Source organism: Nocardioides bruguierae (assembly GCF_023656415.1).
GTDB lineage: Bacteria > Actinomycetota > Actinomycetes > Propionibacteriales > Nocardioidaceae > Nocardioides > Nocardioides bruguierae.
On sequence record NZ_JAMOIL010000008.1, the window covers coordinates 45,105 to 59,948 of the forward strand.

Genomic DNA, 14,844 nt, shown 5'->3' on the forward strand with positions numbered 1-14,844 from the left:
GTACCAGCGGGGGCGCAGGTCGAGGTGCAGGCGGTTGCGCCCGGGAGCCGGCTCGGCCTCGATGAAGAGCAGCTGGTGCCCCGTGTCCGGGTCGAGGATCATGCACTCCTCGTGCCCGGGCTCGTTGGGGTCGTCGGGGAGGTCGGTGTAGCCGAGCAGCGCCTTCCACCACTCGGAGAGGGCGTAGGCGTCGCGGCAGTCGACGGTGGTGTGGGAGACGAAGCAGGCCATGGGGGCATGCTGCTCGCCGGCGGCGGGTCCGTCCACGCCGAGACGAGCACCGATCCGGACACGACCTGTCCGGATCCGCGCGGCCGGCTGTCCGGGCGAGCGTCCGGGAACGTCCGGTCAGCCCGATTCCGCTGGACGGCCCTGCACCCGTCGTCCAACCTCGGTGGTGGTGTCGTCCGGGGGGTCGGCACCACACATCCGGGGCCCAGCCGGGTGCGGCTCCTCCACACGGAGGGCCGCACCCGGGCTCAGGGCCCCGGTCTCTTCCGGACGGTGCCCCGGCACAAGGGTGGACGGCCGTCGGACGCCGCGCGAGTGTCAACCGATGACGAACACCGACACCTCGCCCACCCGCCCGACGCCCACCCATCCGACGCTCGGCGACCTGGCCCGCTCCGGCCTGGTCCGCGCCGTCGCGCTGCTCGCCGTCGCGGCGCTGGTGCTCGCGTTCCTGGCGTGGCGCAGCCGCCCCGCCCCGACCGTGCGGGCCGACGTCGCCACCGCGGCCGCCGGGGCGCTCCCGATCGTCGGCCGCTGCGAGGGCAGCCAGTACACCTTCGAGGGCGACGGGACCGGACGCGGTCAGGAGGGCGCCTACCTCATCACCTCGCTGACCCACGGGGTCGACGCGGTCCTCTCCTCCGGGCGCGTCAGCGGCCGCAACGAGCACCAGCCGCTGACGTTCACCACCAACGTCAGCCGCGCGACCCCCCTCTTCCTCCAGGCCATCGAGAACAACGAGGTGCTGCGCCGGTGCGTCTTCACCACCTTCGGTCGCGACGAGAGCGGGGACCGCGTCGCGCTCCAGCGGATCGTCCTGGACCGGCCGCAGGTCCTGTCCTACCGCCTGGTCGGCAAGCCCGCCGACCGGTCCCGGGTCACCATCGCGCTGATGTACGAGAGCCTGGAGATGACGGACCTCGACACCGGCATCCAGGCGCAGGTCGACTGGCCGACCACGGCCTGACGCCCGGGACGGCGGTGGGAGGATCGCGTCATGGACGCCACCGCCGTGCCCGACCCGACCACGTCCCGGCCCCGCGTGGAGATCCGGTACTGCACCCGCTGCCGCTGGCTGCTGCGAGCGCAGTGGTACGCCGCCGAGCTGCTCCAGACCTTCGAGACCGACCTCGGCGAGGTGGCACTGCTGCCCGCCTCCACCGAGGCCGAGGCCGGCGTCTTCCGGGTGGACGTGGACGGCACCCCGGTCTGGAACCGCAAGCGGGACGGCGGCTTCCCGGAGATCACCGAGCTCAAGCGCCGCGTCCGCGACCTGGTCGCCCCCGACCGCCCGCTCGGGCACGCGGACCGCGCCGCCCACTGACCTGCACCCCTTGCAGACCACCACCGGCCCGTAGTGGGCTGGGGGCATGATCCATTCTCGGGACGTCCACGGATCCAGCGCGCCCTCACGAGGGCGTTCCCTCCCCCGGCTGCTCCTCGCAGCCCTGACCGGCTTCCTGACCACGGCACTGCTGTCCGTGGGCCTGGTGGCCACCTCCACCGCACCGGCGAGCGCGGCCTACCCCGTGCTCCAGGTCGGCTCCAGCGGCGCGGACGTCGTCGCCGTGCAGTACCTCCTCACCGACCGCGGCTTCTCCACGACCGCGGACGGCCAGTACGGCTCGGGCACCGAGGCGGCGGTCTCGGCGTTCCAGTCCTCGCGCGGCCTCACCGCCGACGGCATGGCCGGCCCGCAGACCATCGGCGCGCTGGTGCGCACCCTGCGCCAGGGCGACAGCGGCCCGGCCGTCCAGGCGCTCCAGGTCGAGCTCAACAAGCGCGGGGCGTCGCTGGCCACGGACGGGGCGTTCGGACCGGCCACCGACAGCGCCGTGCGCTCCTTCCAGTCCTCCCGCGGCCTCAGCGTCGACGGCGTCGCCGGGCCGAACACCTGGGAGTCGCTCTTCGGCGGCAGCACGGGCACGCCCGGCACCTCCTACGACTCGCTCTCCGACGAGCAGCGGCAGAACGCGCGCACCATCATCGGCGTCGGCAAGGGCGCCGACGTGCCCGAGTACGGCTGGGTGATCGCGCTGGCCACGGCGATGCAGGAGTCGACGCTCATCAACATCGACTACGGCGACCGCGACTCGGTGGGCCTCTTCCAGCAGCGACCCTCGCAGGGCTGGGGCACCGTCGCGCAGTGCACCGACCCCGTCCTCGCCTCGAAGGCGTTCTACGGCGTCGCCACCCACACCCCGAACCCCGGGCTGCTCGACATCTCGGGCTGGCAGTCGATGACCGTCACCGAGGCCGCCCAGGCCGTGCAGCGCTCGGCCTACCCGGACGCGTACGCCAAGTGGGAGTCGCTCGCCCGCGACATCGTGGCCCACGAGAGCGGCGCACCAGCCATCTACTGAGGCATGCGGCACGCGAGGCGGCCTGCGGCGGTGAAGACCGCGAGGGCGTCGATCCGGGCGATCCATGACATCCGTCCTGAGTGAGCCGGCCGACAGGCGTCTACGTTGACGACCATGAGCGCATCGACCGAGCAGGACCCCGCCGAGCGGATCGAGGTCTCACGCATGCTCGCCTCGCCTGCCAGTGCCGTCTTCTCGCTGCTCCGCGACCCGCAGGGCCACGTGGACATGGACGCCTCCGGCATGCTGATGGACGCCACGGGAGGCGTCGTCTCCGCCGTGGGTGACCGCTTCACCGTGCACATGGACCGTGAGGCGCTCGGCGACCTGCCGATGGGCGAGTACGACGTCGAGGTGGTGATCGAGGTCTACGAGCCCGACCGCGAGATCGCCTGGTCCATCATCGGCACGGTCAAGCCATCGATCGGGCGCCGCTACGGCTACCGGCTGGACCCGGCGACGGCGAACGAGGACGGCTCGCCCCGCACGCTGGTCACCAGCTACTACGACTGGTCCACGGCGCGGCCCGAGTGGAAGGCGATCTTCCCGGTCGTGCCCGAGCAGAGCCTCAAGGCGAGCCTCGGAGTGCTGGCGAGGACCGTACGGCGGCGGCAGGGCTAGGGTCGTAGGCGTTTACGACGCCTCTGACCTTGCTCCCCGGGTAGGAGTCGAACCTACGTCGCTAGTCCTGATTCAAAGTCAGGCGGGCCCTGCCGGCAGACCAACCGGGGAATGTGCCGCACAGGCTACGGGCCCCACCGGTGAGCCAGCACCTCGGGACCACCGCGCCCGCCCACCCGGCGTCCACCCGGCGTCCACCCCCCGGTACACACCCCCACCGGCCACCCGGGAGCATGGTCACCATGACGACCCACGACGAGTACCTCGCCGGCCTGCGTGACCGACTGCAGCAGGACGGCTGCGACGTCAGCGAGGCCGAGCTGCGCGGCGGGCGTGCCCTGCTCGGCTACCGCAAGGACTTCAAGATCCAGTGGATGGGCTCGCGCCTGCACACGATGGTGCTGGCCCTGCCGTGGGACCGGGTGGACCTGCCCGCGCTCGAGGGCTTCGTCGCGGACGCGGCCCAGTGGTCGCACCTGAACAAGAAGGGCCTCTACAACGGCCTCCAGTCGGGCACCGCGCTGTTCCCGGTGCTGGTCGGCAACGAGGTGACCCCGCCGGCCGCCCAGGCCGCGGCCGCGAAGCAGCGTCAGGAGTTCGGGCAGGTCACGCGACCCGTCACCGTGGACCTCTCCACCGGCACCACCTCGATGTTCACCGGCAGCCCCGTCGTGGGGTTCGTGTTCAACGGCTTCCTCAAGGCGAAGTCCCAGGCGTACTTCGGCTGAGCCCCGGTCCGCGCGCCGGACCGCACGTCAGGCGGCGTGTCGGGGCCAGGTCCTAGGGTCGGCCCATGGACCTCCCCGTCATGCCGCCCGTGCAGCCGATGCTGGCGAAGGCCGTCTCCGGCGTGCCCGACCCCGCGAAGCACGGCGGCCTGCTGTTCGAGCCCAAGTGGGACGAAATATGTTCTAGTTGTACGTGACCGTCCTATGCTCACTCTATGCGCGCACCGTCGAGGCCGGCCAGCACGCCGACGCTCGCCGATTGCGCCAGAGGTAGTCGAACGTGTGATTACGCTCGAACGGCCGAGCCGGGACGCGACGTACACTCGCGCCGTGTGGACAAGCCTCTCGAAGACGCGCATCGCGCAAACCACGAGCGGGCGCTCCCCGGGACATCTCCGTGAGCGTGGGCGGCGCCGAAGGCGAGCGCGACTTCCAGACGGGGCAAGACAAACAGCGTGAATAGTGCCAGCGATCTTGTGGACGCGCTTCTGGATCTCCTGCCGGTGGATGACTACTCTATTGCGACTCGGACCGGAGGTCGCGATGCCGTCGCAGTGAGCGCCCAGCACGAAGTGAGCGATACTCTTGAGATCGGCTCGACGCTCAAGCCGCTCACCGCTGTTCTCGCGCTTCGTGCGCTCAGCAGCAACGGCTTGAGCGTGGACACCCCGGTATGCACGGTCTTGGGGGATTCCGATGTGAAACTCCGCTCCTATCTCGGCTCGATAACCTTCAGGGACGTCTTGTCGCATCGTTCGGGGCTGAATGCTGATGCGTTCGTCGACATGGGCACCGACGGGTCAGAACTCCAGCGCTACGTCAACTACGTCGCGCACAACGTCCCCATCCTCGCGTCGCCAGGCGAGCTGTTCTCCTACAGCACGTTGGCGTACAACGTCTTGGGCCGCGCGATCGAGGTCCTGACCGGCCGGCGGTTCACTACACTGCTGCGGGACATGGGCTTCGCGGTGGGTTTGCGCGAGTCTCCACTGCCACTTTCAGCCCTACCTTCGGGGGCTCACGCCTTGTGCACCCCCGCGCATTTCCTCCGCACCATGGGGACGATCCTCGATGATCCCGCGCGCATCCACCCGGAGTTGGTCGACCCGATGATCCGCCTCCAGCAGCCGAACCCGACCGGCGCCGCCGCCTGGGCCCTCGGCGCTGCAATCTATCCCTCGGGCTCTCTTGTGGTCGGTCATGATGGAGCAACGCTCGCGCGGTTCTCGGTGTTTAGGTACGACGTCCGCCGCCGAACCGGTGTGTTCGGTTCCTTCGCGATTGATGCTCCGCGGCAGCGCATCAAGGAGGCCATCGGCCAGGTCCTCGACGTAGCGTCTGGCGCCAGCATTCCGGACGGACCCTCCACGGAGCTCGGCCGCTTACCCCTCGTTGGGACCTACGAGAACTGGCAATACAGAAGGACTCTTTGGTGGGATGACACACAGGGCACTCTGTTCTGTGAGAGCCAGCCACTTCGCGATCTTGCGGTGCTCGCCGGACGCCCGTCCCCATTCGCGAGTCCCGCGCGCCTGGTTCGCGACGATCTGCTCGTGACTAGGAACCCGGTGGGTGAGGACATGCCGCTCAACGTGGTCGTGCTTGGCGACGGCAGGAAAGGCCTGCATGACGGCAGATTCATGCCCCGGGTCGATAACACCATCAGAGGGTCAGCGGCTGACTGACCTCCGCCAGCGGAACGTCGATGGCGGACCAGTACTCACGAAGCGCATACCAGTACCCGTAGATGTCATGCTCATCCTCTTCGAGGCTTTGCAGGAGGACCCGCGCTGACGACCCCTGCCCGCATCGCTCGACCTCCCGAGTCAAGCAGTCGAGGAAGTGGCTGTCCTGTTTGAGTTGCGTCAGACGGTAGAAGTTCCCGTCATGGGCCCGGTGGTCGTCTCGTCCGGGGTGCTCACCCTTCCGGACCATGACCGAATAGGGAAACAGAACCTCGTAGACCACGGGCTCGTCGACTTCGTTAAAGAAGTCACGGCACGCACGCGCCGGCCCCTGAGCCGGATGGAAGAAGTCATCGACCACCAGGACCCCTGATTCATGGAGTCGCGGCCACGCCAGCCGGAGCGACGCCGCCACTGAGCCGTAGAGGTCTGAGTCAAGATGGGCAAGGGCCAGGGTGTGTGGGAGGTCGTCGTCGGTGAGGTCTTCGAAGAACGCTTGCAGCGGGATCACAGTCTGGCTCAGCCCGCGATCGGAGAGCTCGCGCGTGAAACGCTCGAGCAACAATTGCGACCCTTCGGCCGCCGCATAGAAGCCCGCTTCGAAGTACGGATTGTCACGTGTGGGATCCGGCTCAGGCAGACCAGCGAAACTGTCACACGCGTAGACGCGCCGATCATGTTCCTGAGCGATCTGGCCGAGCAAGATGGACATGCCCCCCTTCGCCACTCCGAACTCGGCTATCTGGCCCTCCTGCCCAGGCAGCAGGTCGGTCAGGACGTTCAGCTGCCTCCAGGTAGCCCAGGGGAAAGGAGGTTGGAGGCACAAGGGCGCGGCTGACGCCATCCGACGACCCAAGTCCCCAGGAAACTGGCGATGGAACATGAAGGAAATCGGGAAGTCGTAGATCATGTTCGGCTCCGATCGCGATAGGCCTCTGGCGCGGCGTCTGGCAGGCGCACCATCGCGGCCGACCGAACCGTCAGCAGCGGAGCGGCGCAGCCAATCGCGGCGGTCCACCACAGGACGGCTACGTCGCCCATTGCTTCAGCCAGCCAGCCTGCACCCACGTAGGCAATCGGAGTGAGGCTGAGCGCGCCGAACTGGTTCATCGCACTGGCCAGGGCCAGCTGGCGCTCAGGCAACTGCGAGTGCAGCGCGACCGCCCAATACACGCCGCTCGCGGAGATGCCAGCGAACGAGAGCGTAGCGCCCAAGCACACGAATACCAGGCTGGTCGTTGTTGCCAAGGCGATGGGCTCTGCTGCAAACGCTGGCAGAAGCACCATCGCCCTGACCACTGGCCGTGTGGCCCCGAAGCTCGCGGCCCCAACTCCTCCTGCGACCGCCCCGATGCCTGCGGCCACGCAGATCGCGCTCCACGCCTCGGGCCCGCCGAGACGATTCGTAGCAATGACCGGCGCGAGGACTAGGGATGCGGCGAAAGCAAAGTTGAACGCGCCGAAGGCCGCTGTACCTCTCAGGAGCCAGGTCTGCTCCTTCATGAGGGCCCGGCCTGCGGCCATCTGTTTGCGCAACGAGATCTCGTGGTATCCGGAAAAGTGTTCATGGAGCCCGGCGAGCGTCGCGATGGACAAGGCGAACGTAAGCGCATCGATGAAGAACGCAAACGCGATGTTACCGAAGATGAGGATGATGCCGGCGAGCGCCGGTCCTGCGACATAGCCGACGTTCACGCTAATCGAGACCAGTCCGTTGGCTGACCCAAGGTCCTGGCCACCGGTGGTGTCGGGTATGAGCGCGGAATAGGCGGGCCTGAAGATCGCCACTCCGACCGAGAACGCGAAGCAGAGCGCGGCAAGCAGACCGAGATTTTCGATATCGGCGAGGAGCAGCGCAGCGATCGCAACTTGAGAAACAAGTCTGATCGCGTCGGCAGCGATCATAACGGCGCGACGCGGGTATCGGTCGGCGATGAGTCCGCCAAGGGGCATGAGGACAACACGAGGGACCGTGCTGCAGGCCAGCACGAAACCCACCCCCCGAGCTGTCGCGCCCATGTCGATGGCAGCCAGGGCGACGACGACGGGTACAAGACCATCGCCGAGAGCAGACAGGGATTGGCCGATCCAGAGCCGTCGGAACTGCGAATGCCGCAAGGCCGAAAACCTGCTGCTCATCGGCCTGCCTCTGACTGCGGAGCACCGGCCGCCTCGTGGAGCTCGAACAGGTGCATCGTTGGTGGTCCTTCGAGGGCGCGGTCAAGCCCAAGTCGATCCATCAGGACCATGTCCGGCTCGAGCAGCCCGACCCCGCCAATGTAGAGAGTCATGAACTCCCCAATGTCCAACAGCTCGTCCAACCGGACCTCGTTGGTGACAGGGGCGTCTCCAAAGAACGAACGGTCATACCCAACTACAGGGTGATCATGGGGATAACGCTCGAGCAGCGCGTCTTGGAGGAGGCGCAGGTTCTCCGGATGGTTTGACCGATCGTCATAGTCGACACGTCCAAGCACTTCCACTTGGCACAGGATCAAGGGGACGCGCGAATCAATGTCCGGCCTCATGACCAGGAACGTTGTCGCGTCGTGAATCTGCAGGCCCGTCGTTCCCGGGTCAACGCCCAGGTCCGCGAATAGGCAGTCCAATGAGCTGATGTTTGGAAGAACGTGCGCAGGAATCCGTGCCCTGCGCGCCTCGGCGAGGACCATCTGGGTGGGGAAGACGAAGACGGAGGGGTGACCGTAGAGCGCTACACAAACACGAGCGCCGGCACGTGCCTCGTCGATGATGCGATCGACCATTCTTCGGTAAGCAAGCAGCCTAGACGTCGCCGGTTCATAGTCGGCCACGAGCGACATCGGGCGACGGGTGTGCCTCCGAAGCCACTCCTCCGTCGCTGGATCGGCAACCCCGTAGAGGACCACATCGGCTTGCACCAGAGCATCGCGGACCTCAGCATTGAGATGACCAATCGCGCTCATCCCGGTCCCTACCAGAGTGATCTCTCCCCCTCGAAGCCCCGTGTGCTCGCTCATGCTCGCGCCCGGCACTCTTCAATCGTCGCTTCCGGCGATCGAAACGTCATCCCCAACTGCAGCGCGCGCTCGTTCGCAATGGAACAGAGCTCTCGTTCATACACAAGGGGCGGGAGAAGATCGCCGGTTGGGGGCAATCCCACGAACCGCACCCGTTCGCGTGTGGAGGTCGGCCCTGCTGCGGAGGCCAGAGCTTCCGCCGTCACGCTGGGACCCGCGCGTTGACTACGGGGGTGGGTCTGTCCGTGTTCGTGGCGCAAAACAACAACAGCGTCGCCAGGTCACGGACATCAACGAACTCGATTCGTCGAGTCGGCTCGCAGAAAGCTACCCCGTTGCTGTCTTCCCGCCCGAGCGCGGCCCAATACTGGATTCGATCGTGCGGGTCACGCGGTCCCACTACGTCGACAGGACGGACGACCACGGCGTCCTGTTCGATGATGAGCTCTTCACAGCGAAGCTTCTTGTCGACGTAGTCAGTTCGCGTCCCGAGGGGAGCCACCTCGCAACGTTCGTCCACAAGGGCGGAGGGTTCTTCGAGGGCGCGATAGACCGCCGCACTCGACACGAGCACGTAGCGACTATCCGGGAATGCGGTCTTGAGTGCTTTCACCCGGTCTGGGTCCAACCCCGCGCAGTCAATGACCGCGCACGCGCTGCCGCGATCAAACCGACCGACGCTGACGTTTGTGGTCCTTCCAACGGCGAACGCGTCTAGCCCGGCGCGCACGAGCGTCTCTGCGACGTGTCCTCCGATGAAGCCCGTAGCTCCGGCTACCACGACTTTTTGCGTCACTAGATTAACGGCTTGCGATAGGGGATAACCCGTCCAAGGTTGTCGTCGACCTGTGCGTAGCGTCGACGACTTAGGAATTCGCCACCCAGGATATTCCGACACTGGACCAGCATCGTCAACGTTCTGGCGCCTCGTTGGCGAACCACTTCCTCGACATGCGCGAGAAGCGCGGTGCCCACCCCCTTACCGCGTTGGCCAACGTCGATGAGCAGGAGGCCGCAAGTCGCATTCTCAGGGGTGGGGTACGAGGTGATCACGTCAGCCGCCCCGGCCAGCTCACCGTCCACCCATGCTCCAACGAGGTACTTGTTGTCGAAGGACAGGCCCTCCGGCAACGCCATGTAGGTGCTCTGCGCGTCAGCGGCTCCGACCGTCTCGAAGAGATCCTCCAGGCGCGGCGTTCTGTCGTAGATCGCCTGAAGGAGTGGACCGTCCTCCGACTCGAGCGGGAGGAAGGTCGGCTCCTGTGAGCAGAGCGTCTCCTGCGTATTCAACGGGACCGCCACCCTTCAATCGGCCAACACCACGCGGACCACGGCCGCAGCACGATCCGCCCCGGAACGATTCGAGTGGGAACGATGCCAAGTATGGCAGTGGTGCACCGACGCTTCTCCAGCGGATAGAGGTGCGGCGTCGACAGCGTCCTCGTCCCGAACCTCAGGAAGTGGTGACAGGGAGTCTTCGAGCGCAAGCAGGCGAGGATCCGGAACGACACCGTTGCGGAACTCTCCGGGCAGGAAGCGACCTTGCCGGTGGCTACTTGGGACAAATTGAAGCGCTCCTCGAGTGCTGTCGACGTCGCTCAGCGCCACCCAGAACGTCAGGTAGTGAGCTTGCAGGTCTGGGTAGACGGGCCAGTCCTGGTGCCAACTGAGGGCGGCCCCAACGACAGCGGGCTTGACGAAAAGCTCGTCGCTCAGAAGCCGAGTCGACCCGCCGAGCAGCGGCACCGCGTCGCTCACCAGTCTCTCGATAAGGTCAGGACGCAGGGCCTGGCACGCCCCGAAGATCGTGTGAAAGGTCGCGGACCCATCTTCGGTCCGGCCGTCGTCTTGTCGTGTTACCCCGTCCGGCAGAGAGCCGGCGGACACGAGCTCCCGCGCCTCGTCTCCAAATGCTTCTGCCTCGCTACGGCTAAGGACGCGCCCGAATGTCGCGAATCCCTCTGAGTGAGTCCTTCAGCGGGGCCGGCTTTCAGGGGTGCCGTCATGGCGTTGTCAGGGGCAGGTACTTCGGGAGCTCCGAGACGTCGACACCTTCGTTCATGTTCACGCAGAAGGGGTCGGAGGCGTCCCATGAGCCCTTGAACATGAACGCTGCAGATCTGCATCCGCCCGGGCTCCCGACCTGGGTGCCGGCGCAGTCGTCGCACGCGCCTTCTACCTCCGCGGTCCGGATCTCGGTGTAGTGCGCGTCCTGCCACGTGTCCAGCAGTGTCTTGTCGCGTACATTGCCGAAGTCCACGAGGTCCCTCAGGTAAGGACATCCAATGGATCGACCGGTAGAGGTTACTCCGGCATTTTCGAAGCAGCAGTTCGAGTCGTAGGGGTGGAAGCCCTCCATGAACCGGACACCGTCAGGAACGACGACAGAGTCAACAGCGGTCATGATCTCTGGCAGGGTGGGCGCGAGGTGACCCCAGTTCTCCAGCGCCCTGCCGATGGGGTAGAACCTCAGAAACGCCACCTCCACCGCGCCTAGTTCTGCTCCTAGATCGAGGTAGTCCTGCAGGTGCGGAAGGACCTTGCGGTTCAGGATGCACGCTAGAGCCACAGGTACGTCGCATGCCCTGAGGTTCTTCACGCCTTCGATCGTGTGCTCATAGGTGCCCGCAACACCGGCTAGCTCGTCATTCAACTCTGCTTGGGGCGCGAACAGGTCAACGATAACTCGCCCAATGCCCAACTGCGCCAGTTCCTCGGCGCGCTTCGGGGTAATCAGATGCGCATGAGTTCGCAGCCAAACCCAGAATTTCGATGTCGCGAAGCGCAGGAAGTCGTCGAGATCGCCACGGCATAGCGGTTCCCCGCCCTCGATGTTGATGTTGATGACGCCATCAGTACTCATTTGGGTGAGAACTTGCTTCCACTCGTCGAGCGTCAATTCGTCGGTGGCTGCTTCCTTGGTGCAATTCGTGTAACACTGCTGACAATTGAGGTCGCAGACGTTCGTGACCTGAATGTACGACTTTACTGGTGTATTCAAGAAGAGTCTGGGGTGAGCCACGATCGCGCCTCCATGACCTTTTCAATGCGGTTGGCTGGTGAGGGACCTGGCAGCCCCGGCCCCTCACCAGGGTTGTGCCTCTCCAAGCGTGAGAGAAGCATCAACTTCTACGGTTCCTCGATGGCTGAGCGCTGCTCAGCCATCTTCGCGACCAGCGCAGGACTGAATGTGTACTGCGCCGGTGAACGGAAGTGCGGCTGGCACTCATGTACCAGTCCCGGCTCCAAGGAGCCGGTCGCCTCCGTCATGCGCTTCAGCTGTCCCAGCAACTCCTCGTTTTTAGCCATCTCATCTCACCCCCTTACTTCATCTACGGTTGATTCGATCGATGTCATTTGCAGAATGCCGTTCTCCTCAAGGTTGTACAGGGTGTCCTCAAGGACCTGATCCGCTTCGTCGGCGGATGCGACCGCGCTGGCGAATGACCGAAACTCTTCTCTGATCACGTCGCGGGTCTGGCCGATGCTGATTTCAAGCACAGCCCGCGCCGTTGGGTTCAGGTAGTACAACTTGGGTGACGGCGGCGCATAGACCAAAGCGCCGGCCCACTCGGGCATTTCTCGAGTTCTGCTTTTCGGATTGAGTTCATACGTTCTCGGCATCGCTTCGGGTTGAGCCACGTCGAGTCCTCCCGTCATCGTGGTCTGATTGGTTATCGAACTGTCAGAAGTTCTTGCGACAGGCGACTGATGTCAGGAAGCGCGTCGTTCGACTCAAGCCAGGCCTCGCTGACTCGGTCGAGCGTCCAGTCGCGGAAGAGACGCCCCTCTTGGGTGTACTCGTCAGCCAAGGGCCCACGTGCAGCGTCGCTGAGCCAAACGGACCTCTCGAGGCAGCGCCGCGCTGCGGCGGTGGCCTCCTCTGCGCTCGCGGTATTGGCGGCGGCGTTCGCCGCGAAGAGGCGAGCCAAATGAACGTACACGTGGAGCGCGATGAGCACTCGGTCGGCCGCCCACTCACGAAGTATCTGTTCTCTGTGTGCGTTCCACGGCACCGTGACCTGAGCGGACGTGGTAGGGCTGTATCCGTCTCGGAAGACTTGGTAGGTGGCAACAATGTCGAAGTACTTCTGATGCGTGCTCTCGTGGAGGACCGCCTCCATGCATGTTGCTTGACCCCCGGCAGCGGCATGGTCCGCCAGGAATATGGCGCCGGGAAGAGCGTAATGAGAACTGCTCTCCATCATCGGCTTATCACGCCCTTCGGTTGGCGCGCGCACAATTCTGCATGCGACGTCGACGTGCGGCATTATCGAATGGCAGAGGTCTGGGTCGATCGCAGCGATTCCTCGAATTGCGTTCCAGATCGCATCGTGGACGCCAGCATCGGGATCGTCCGCCAACTCGATTCGTTGTCCGGCGGCGGCCTCGAGGTCCGGCTTCATCTCAGCCGTCCAGATCCCGCGAAGGGCGTCTCGTGACGATGGCCTGATCGCCTCGAAATACGTCAGTCCGTGGGGCAGGTCCTCGGGCCGGCCGTGGGTGACCGTCTCCAGGGACGCGCGCAGCAGGTGGGTCGCAGAGGGGTCCGGGGGCGCTTCCGTGGACTGGGTCAGATCGCGCAACCACTCGTTCGCGAGAGCGCGGAAGGCAGTCGACCTAAGAACGGCAGCTTGACGATCTGCCGGTGCATCGAAAAAGGCAGAGCGAAGCGGTCGGACTTCACGGCGAGATTCGCCAACGATTTCGAGAACGAACTCGTACGTCGCCCGCAGGTTCGCCTGTACCTTCGAAGTGTCTCCGTATTTCGCATTCTGAGTGAGTTCGTCCATCACTCATCCCGCCCCGATCGCCCAAGACCGTGGGTCTACCTGACTCTCATCATTGCCACAGGCTCACTCAGAGTCAATGGGTGACGGTCGAGGGACAGACATCCACCCGCGTGGGCTCCTTGAACCGGGGCGTCGGCCACCAGCCCGACGAGAAGCGTGTGTTGGTGCCGGATCCGGCTCGCCGTACTCCTGGCAACCATCGCTGCCGCCTCTAGGCTGAGCGACGTGGACCTTCCGGTGATGCCGCCCGTCCGTCCGATGTTGGCGAAGACCACGACGCTGGAGAAGGCGCTCGCGATGCTTCCCGACGTCCAACTCGAGCCAAAGTGGGACGGGTTCCGCTGCCTCGTCTTCCGCGACGGGGACGAGGTGGAGCTGGCCAGCCGCAACACCAAGCCGCTCACCCGCTACTTCCCCGAGGTCGTCGAGGCCGTGCTGGCCGAGCTGCCCGAGCGTTGCGTGCTCGACGCGGAGCTGTTCGTGGCACTGCCCCAGCCCGACGGGCGCCGCAAGCTCGAGTTCGAGGTGCTCCAGGAGCGCATCCACCCCGCCGCGTCCCGGATCACGAAGCTGTCGCAGGAGACGCCCGCCGAGCTGGTCGCCTTCGACCTGCTCGCGCTCGGCGACGAGGACCTGACCGGGCTCCCCTTCCAGGAGCGACGCGGGCGGCTCGAGCAGGCCCTGGGCCACCTGGACGCGTCGACGCGCTGCCACCTCACCCGGGTGACCACGGACCCCGAGGAAGCAGGCGACTGGTTCCGCCGGTTCGAGGGCGCGGGCCTGGACGGCGTGGTCGCCAAGCCGTTGGGCTCGGTCTACGAGCAGAACAAGCGGACGATGCTGAAGATCAAGCACGAGCGCACCGCGGACGTGGTGCTGGCCGGCTACCGCGAGCACAAGACCTCCACCCGCGAGAAGCCGCTGATCGGCTCGCTGCTGCTCGGCCTCTTCGACAGCGAGCACGGCCTCCAGCACGTCGGGGTGAGCGCCAGCTTCACGGCTGCCCGCCGCGCCGAGCTGTTCGAGGAGCTCCAGCCGCTGGTCTGCCCCATCGAGGAGCACCCGTGGGGCGCCTGGCAGGAGTGGGCCATCGCGAACCCCGACCGCGTGCCGGGCACGCAGAGTCGCTGGTCGCAGGGCAAGGACCTCTCCTTCACCCCGGTGCGCCCCGAGCGGGTGCTGGAGGTCAAGTACGACAACATGGAGGGACGCCGGTTCCGGCACACCGCGCACTTCAAGCGCTGGCGCCCCGACCGCGACCCCGCGTCCTGCGGCTACGACCAGCTCGAGCAGGTGGTCGGCTACGACCTGGGCGCCATCCTCGGCGGCTGACCGCCGCGTCCGTCGCCGGACCGGAACAACCGACGACACAGCGACGCGGCCTGATCGTCTGCCCAGGTCAGCGACCTGACGGCGCGCCCCCG

At 65.9% G+C, this 14,844-nt stretch carries 16 protein-coding genes, 1 tRNA gene and 2 pseudogenes; 8 read left to right on the plus strand and 11 right to left on the minus strand.

Going from position 1 to position 14,844, the window contains the following annotated elements; translation table 11 throughout:
- Window positions 1-69 precede the first annotated feature (69 nt).
- Window positions 70-231, minus strand: a pseudogene (locus M8330_RS07155) (VOC family protein); the annotation flags it as partial.
- A gap of 325 nt (window positions 232-556) precedes the next feature.
- Here M8330_RS07155 and M8330_RS07160 point away from each other — a divergent pair.
- From M8330_RS07160 to M8330_RS07175, 4 genes are all read left to right on the plus strand, one after another.
- A complete protein-coding gene (locus M8330_RS07160) occupies window positions 557-1,198 on the plus strand; it encodes a type VI secretion system tube protein Hcp (RefSeq protein WP_250826757.1) in 642 nt (213 codons plus the stop codon).
- Window positions 1,199-1,228: 30 nt separating this feature from the next.
- Window positions 1,229-1,555, plus strand: coding sequence for an Rdx family protein (locus M8330_RS07165; RefSeq protein WP_250053147.1), 327 nt, complete (start codon window positions 1,229-1,231; stop codon window positions 1,553-1,555).
- 46 nt (window positions 1,556-1,601) lie between these two features.
- Window positions 1,602-2,594, plus strand: a complete 993-nt coding sequence (locus tag M8330_RS07170; RefSeq protein WP_250826758.1) for a peptidoglycan-binding domain-containing protein — start codon at window positions 1,602-1,604, stop codon at window positions 2,592-2,594.
- 114 nt (window positions 2,595-2,708) lie between these two features.
- Complete coding sequence (locus M8330_RS07175) at window positions 2,709-3,215, plus strand: SRPBCC family protein (protein WP_250826759.1); 507 nt, start codon at window positions 2,709-2,711, stop codon at window positions 3,213-3,215.
- Window positions 3,216-3,247: 32 nt separating this feature from the next.
- On the opposite strand, the gene M8330_RS07180 is transcribed toward M8330_RS07175, so the two are convergent.
- A tRNA-Gln gene (locus M8330_RS07180) sits at window positions 3,248-3,326 on the minus strand.
- 131 nt (window positions 3,327-3,457) lie between these two features.
- Between M8330_RS07180 and M8330_RS07185 the strand changes: the two genes are divergently transcribed.
- The 3 genes from M8330_RS07185 (at window position 3,458) to M8330_RS07190 (ending at window position 5,628) form a co-directional block, all read left to right on the plus strand.
- A complete protein-coding gene (locus M8330_RS07185) occupies window positions 3,458-3,943 on the plus strand; it encodes a hypothetical protein (RefSeq protein ID WP_250826760.1) in 486 nt (161 codons plus the stop codon).
- 65 nt (window positions 3,944-4,008) lie between these two features.
- Window positions 4,009-4,140 carry a hypothetical protein gene (locus tag M8330_RS21890; RefSeq protein WP_284704379.1) on the plus strand — a complete coding sequence of 44 codons (132 nt, stop codon included), beginning with the start codon at window positions 4,009-4,011 and terminating at the stop codon, window positions 4,138-4,140.
- Between the two features lie 357 nt (window positions 4,141-4,497).
- Window positions 4,498-5,628, plus strand: coding sequence for a serine hydrolase domain-containing protein (locus M8330_RS07190; protein WP_250826761.1), 1,131 nt, complete (start codon window positions 4,498-4,500; stop codon window positions 5,626-5,628).
- Here the strand turns inward: M8330_RS07190 and M8330_RS07195 are convergent.
- From M8330_RS07195 to M8330_RS07235, 9 genes and pseudogenes are all read right to left on the minus strand, one after another.
- A complete protein-coding gene (locus M8330_RS07195) occupies window positions 5,606-6,538 on the minus strand; it encodes a TylF/MycF/NovP-related O-methyltransferase (RefSeq protein ID WP_250826762.1) in 933 nt (310 codons plus the stop codon). The two genes, M8330_RS07190 and M8330_RS07195, sit on opposite strands and share 23 nt — an antisense overlap.
- Window positions 6,535-7,767, minus strand: a complete 1,233-nt coding sequence (locus tag M8330_RS07200; protein WP_250826763.1) for an MFS transporter — start codon at window positions 7,765-7,767, stop codon at window positions 6,535-6,537. Before M8330_RS07200 ends, M8330_RS07195 begins: the two co-directional genes overlap by 4 nt.
- Complete coding sequence (locus tag M8330_RS07205; RefSeq protein WP_250826765.1) at window positions 7,764-8,627, minus strand: SAM-dependent methyltransferase; 864 nt, start codon at window positions 8,625-8,627, stop codon at window positions 7,764-7,766. The genes M8330_RS07200 and M8330_RS07205 overlap by 4 nt, the downstream gene beginning before the upstream one ends.
- A gap of 202 nt (window positions 8,628-8,829) precedes the next feature.
- Window positions 8,830-9,423 (minus strand): NAD-dependent epimerase/dehydratase family protein, encoded by a 594-nt coding sequence (locus M8330_RS07210; protein WP_250826766.1) that lies wholly within the window; start codon window positions 9,421-9,423, stop codon window positions 8,830-8,832.
- The gene (locus M8330_RS07215; protein ID WP_250826767.1) at window positions 9,423-9,917 is read right to left on the minus strand and encodes a GNAT family N-acetyltransferase; all 495 of its coding nucleotides are present in this window, start codon (window positions 9,915-9,917) and stop codon (window positions 9,423-9,425) included. Before M8330_RS07215 ends, M8330_RS07210 begins: the two co-directional genes overlap by 1 nt.
- Window positions 9,918-9,932: 15 nt before the next feature.
- A pseudogene (locus M8330_RS07220) lies at window positions 9,933-10,583 on the minus strand (phytanoyl-CoA dioxygenase family protein); the annotation flags it as partial.
- A gap of 46 nt (window positions 10,584-10,629) precedes the next feature.
- The gene (locus tag M8330_RS07225) at window positions 10,630-11,649 is read right to left on the minus strand and encodes a radical SAM protein (RefSeq protein WP_250826768.1); all 1,020 of its coding nucleotides are present in this window, start codon (window positions 11,647-11,649) and stop codon (window positions 10,630-10,632) included.
- Between the two features lie 293 nt (window positions 11,650-11,942).
- Entirely contained in the window at window positions 11,943-12,269 is a 327-nt protein-coding gene (locus M8330_RS07230) for a hypothetical protein (protein WP_250826769.1), read from the minus strand.
- A gap of 32 nt (window positions 12,270-12,301) precedes the next feature.
- Entirely contained in the window at window positions 12,302-13,420 is a 1,119-nt protein-coding gene (locus tag M8330_RS07235) for an aKG-HExxH-type peptide beta-hydroxylase (protein WP_250826889.1), read from the minus strand.
- 225 nt (window positions 13,421-13,645) lie between these two features.
- Between M8330_RS07235 and M8330_RS07240 the strand changes: the two genes are divergently transcribed.
- Complete coding sequence (locus M8330_RS07240) at window positions 13,646-14,752, plus strand: ATP-dependent DNA ligase (RefSeq protein WP_250826770.1); 1,107 nt, start codon at window positions 13,646-13,648, stop codon at window positions 14,750-14,752.
- The last annotated feature ends 92 nt before the right edge of the window (window positions 14,753-14,844 follow it).

What these genes read in the sequence shown, in the direction of transcription:
- M8330_RS07160 (WP_250826757.1), top strand. Translation starts at nt 557, where the DNA reads ATGACGAACACCGACACCTCGCCCACCCGCCCGACGCCCACCCATCCG.
- M8330_RS07165 (WP_250053147.1), top strand. Translation starts at nt 1,229, where the DNA reads ATGGACGCCACCGCCGTGCCCGACCCGACCACGTCCCGGCCCCGCGTG.
- M8330_RS07170 (WP_250826758.1), top strand. Translation starts at nt 1,602, where the DNA reads ATGATCCATTCTCGGGACGTCCACGGATCCAGCGCGCCCTCACGAGGG.
- M8330_RS07175 (WP_250826759.1), top strand. Translation starts at nt 2,709, where the DNA reads ATGAGCGCATCGACCGAGCAGGACCCCGCCGAGCGGATCGAGGTCTCA.
- M8330_RS07185 (WP_250826760.1), top strand. Translation starts at nt 3,458, where the DNA reads ATGACGACCCACGACGAGTACCTCGCCGGCCTGCGTGACCGACTGCAG.
- M8330_RS21890 (WP_284704379.1), top strand. Translation starts at nt 4,009, where the DNA reads ATGGACCTCCCCGTCATGCCGCCCGTGCAGCCGATGCTGGCGAAGGCC.
- M8330_RS07195 (WP_250826762.1), bottom strand. Translation starts at nt 6,538, where the DNA reads ATGATCTACGACTTCCCGATTTCCTTCATGTTCCATCGCCAGTTTCCT.
- M8330_RS07200 (WP_250826763.1), bottom strand. Translation starts at nt 7,767, where the DNA reads ATGAGCAGCAGGTTTTCGGCCTTGCGGCATTCGCAGTTCCGACGGCTC.
- M8330_RS07205 (WP_250826765.1), bottom strand. Translation starts at nt 8,627, where the DNA reads ATGAGCGAGCACACGGGGCTTCGAGGGGGAGAGATCACTCTGGTAGGG.
- M8330_RS07235 (WP_250826889.1), bottom strand. Translation starts at nt 13,420, where the DNA reads ATGGACGAACTCACTCAGAATGCGAAATACGGAGACACTTCGAAGGTA.